The sequence below is a fragment of the Stenotrophomonas sp. 2YAF22 genome, from assembly GCF_052114665.1.
In the GTDB taxonomy this organism is placed as follows: Bacteria; Pseudomonadota; Gammaproteobacteria; order Xanthomonadales; family Xanthomonadaceae; genus Stenotrophomonas; species Stenotrophomonas indicatrix.
Genome location: NZ_JBFRFE010000607.1, coordinates 1 through 2648 on the forward strand (window position 1 = coordinate 1; position 2648 = coordinate 2648).

General features: G+C 67.6%; 3 protein-coding genes and 1 pseudogene. All 4 read left to right on the forward strand.

The genetic code is table 11. The annotated features are described in order from the left end of the window. A pseudogene (locus tag AB4Y84_RS18850) lies at positions 1-335 on the forward strand (methyl-accepting chemotaxis protein); the annotation flags it as partial. Between the two features lie 213 nt (positions 336-548). Further along, entirely contained in the window at positions 549-1322 is a 774-nt protein-coding gene (locus tag AB4Y84_RS18855) for a flagellar brake protein (RefSeq protein ID WP_442250652.1), read from the forward strand. Between the two features lie 233 nt (positions 1323-1555). Next, complete coding sequence (locus AB4Y84_RS18860; RefSeq protein WP_025878967.1) at positions 1556-2047, forward strand: chemotaxis protein CheW; 492 nt, start codon at positions 1556-1558, stop codon at positions 2045-2047. Positions 2048-2184: 137 nt separating this feature from the next. Continuing rightward, positions 2185-2568: a hypothetical protein gene (locus AB4Y84_RS18865; RefSeq protein WP_025878966.1), complete on the forward strand. Its 384-nt coding sequence runs from the start codon at positions 2185-2187 to the stop codon at positions 2566-2568. Positions 2569-2648: the final 80 nt, after the last annotated feature.

Consider the following 2648-nt stretch of genomic DNA (forward strand, 5'->3'; position numbering starts at 1 on the left):
CCGCCGCCTCGCAGGAACAGTCGGCCGGCATCGAGCAGGTCAACCAGACCGTGGTGCAGATGGACGAAACCACCCAGCAGAACGCCGCGCTGGTGGAAGAAGCCACCGCCGCAGCGCGGGCGATGGAAGACCAGGCCGCGCAGCTGGGCGAGGCCGTCGCACGCTTCCGCCTGGCCGCACCGAGCGCGGGCAATGCGATACCGCGCGCAGCCATGGCCGTGGCCAGCAGTGCTCCGCGCAAGGCGGCGCCCGCATCCATCGCCGCACCTGCGCGCGTGCGCAAGCCCGTTGCGCAGCCGGCCCTGGCCGGCGACGGCGACTGGCAGGAGTTCTGATCGCAGCATCGGGGTGGCCGCGCGCCACCCCGTCAGCGGAAAGGCAGCGCCGGGCCACGCCCGGCCCGGGCACCACGCTTGCCCGACCGCCGCRGGCATGGCACAACGGAGCAACCGAGTGCGTTCGGTGCTACATAAATCCGCAACGCAGCCGATACCTCTTTCGAGCCACGCGCCCACACGCGTCGGCGCCCGCCCCTGACCACAGATTCCATGTCCGACGGCCACGACACTGCACTGCCCGAAGTCCATGCGGCCGATGCCGCGGACGATCGCTTTCTGGTCCGCAACCCCCGCCAGGTGCGGCAGCTGCTGCGCTCACTGATCGAGCAGCGATCACTGATCAACGCCCATATCGACGGCCGCGATCGCTCCTTCCCCACCGCCCTGTTGGACCTGGACGAGGACGATGACGTGCTGCTGCTCGATGGCAGCCCGCAGGAAGCCTCCAACCGCGCCGCAGAACAGGCCGACCACCTGCTCTGCTTCGCCCAGCTGGAACGAGTGATGGTGCGTTTCCGCCTGCACGAACTGCAACGCGTGGACAACGAAGGCCACGTCRCCTTCCGGGCACCGTTCCCCGAGGAGCTGGTGCATCTGCAGCGACGCGAACTGTACCGGCTGGAGACCCCCATCACCGATTCACCGCACCTGCTGCTGCCGCCGGGCGAGGCCCAGGCCGAAGCGCTGTCGATGCGGGTGGTGGACATCAGTGGCGGCGGCCTGGCGGTGACCGTGCCCGTAGATTGCGCGATCTTCGGCCTGCAACAGCGCTACCGCGCGCAGCTGTCGATGCCCGATGGCCCAGACCTGCAGATCGAACTGGTGGTCTGCAACCTGCTGCCGCAACGCCTGCCCAACGGCACCGAGGTCAAGCGCGTCGGCATGCGCTTCGACGACCTGCCGCGCGGTGGCGACAGCGCCATCCAGCGCTACATCTTCCGCATCGACCGCCAGCGCAAGGCACGCCGCAACGGCGAGCTCTGACATCCCCACGGCGGGTAGTGCCGGCCGCTGGCCGGCAACCTCGAAACCGCGTGGATACCGGTGCCAGTAGATCCACGCCATGCGTGGATGCATGCCTCCCCGGTAGATCCACGCCATGCGTGGATGCAGGAGCTGCCGGCCAGCGGCCGGCACTACCAGATGCCTAAAGTCCCCCACCCAGGGGCCGATATCGAGCCTGACACCGGCACTTCCGGCAGAACCAGGACCCCTCGATGAACGACAAGAACAGCTCCGCCGCCGGCGCCGATGGCGAATTCCTCAGCTTCACCCTCGGCGCCGAGCACTACGGCGTGGACATCCTCAAGGTGCAGGAAATCCGCGGCTACGACGCCGTCACCCGCGTCCCCGACGCGCCGGATTACATCAAGGGTGTCATCAACCTGCGCGGCACCATCGTGCCAGTGATCGACCTGCGCCTGAAGCTGCGCCTGGAAGACGCCCGCTACGACGCCTTCACCGTGATGATCGTGCTCAACGTGGAAGACCGCGTGGTCGGCATCGTGGTCGACAGCGTCTCCGACGTCATCCCGCTGTCGGCCGAGCAGATCCGCCCGACCCCGGAATTCGGCGCCGCCGTCGACACCCGCTTCATCTCCGGCATCGGCACCCACGACGATCGCATGCTGATCCTGCTGGACATCGAAACCCTGCTGGACAGCGCCGACATGGGCCAGACCAACGTCGTCGAAGACGCTGCCGCCTGAACAAACGGACCTTCTTCACGTTTCTGTTRCGCAGCCCTTCAGTTCCCCTCATCCACGCCGATAGGGGGAAAGAAGCCGGTCGCGCAGGAACGCGCCAAGGCCGGATCCACCATCACCATCCCCGGAGAATCACCCCGATGAAGTCCCTGCTTGCGTTCGTTTCGGCTGCCGTCCTGGCCACCACCGCTTCCTCCGCCTTCGCGCAGTCGGCCGAGATGATTCCGCCGGAGATGGCACCGCGCGCCGTCGGCAAGGACGGCATGGTCTGCGGCAAGGTCGAAAAGGCCCGCTTCGCAGAAGGTTCCGAAGGCCAGCCGACCTTCCTGTACATGGGCGGCGCCTTCCCGCGCCACACCTTCTCGGCACGCATCGCCGGCGAGAACCGCGGCAAGTTCTCCTTCCCGCTGGAAACCCTGGAAGGCAAGACCGTATGCGTGATCGGCAAGATCCAGCGCGACGCCTCGCGCGCGGAAATCGAAGTCAGCTCGCCGTCCAGCCTGAAGCTGGCCAACATCAAGTAATCCGCTGTCCGTCAGACCGCGCCGGCCAGCGTGCCGGCGTGGCTGTTGCAACCGGGCCCCGCGCCCGGCCGCGTCTGCCT

Coding starts and splice junctions, on each gene's coding strand:
- AB4Y84_RS18865 (WP_025878966.1), top strand. CDS start 2,185: ATGAAGTCCCTGCTTGCGTTCGTTTCGGCTGCCGTCCTGGCCACCACC.
- AB4Y84_RS18860 (WP_025878967.1), top strand. CDS start 1,556: ATGAACGACAAGAACAGCTCCGCCGCCGGCGCCGATGGCGAATTCCTC.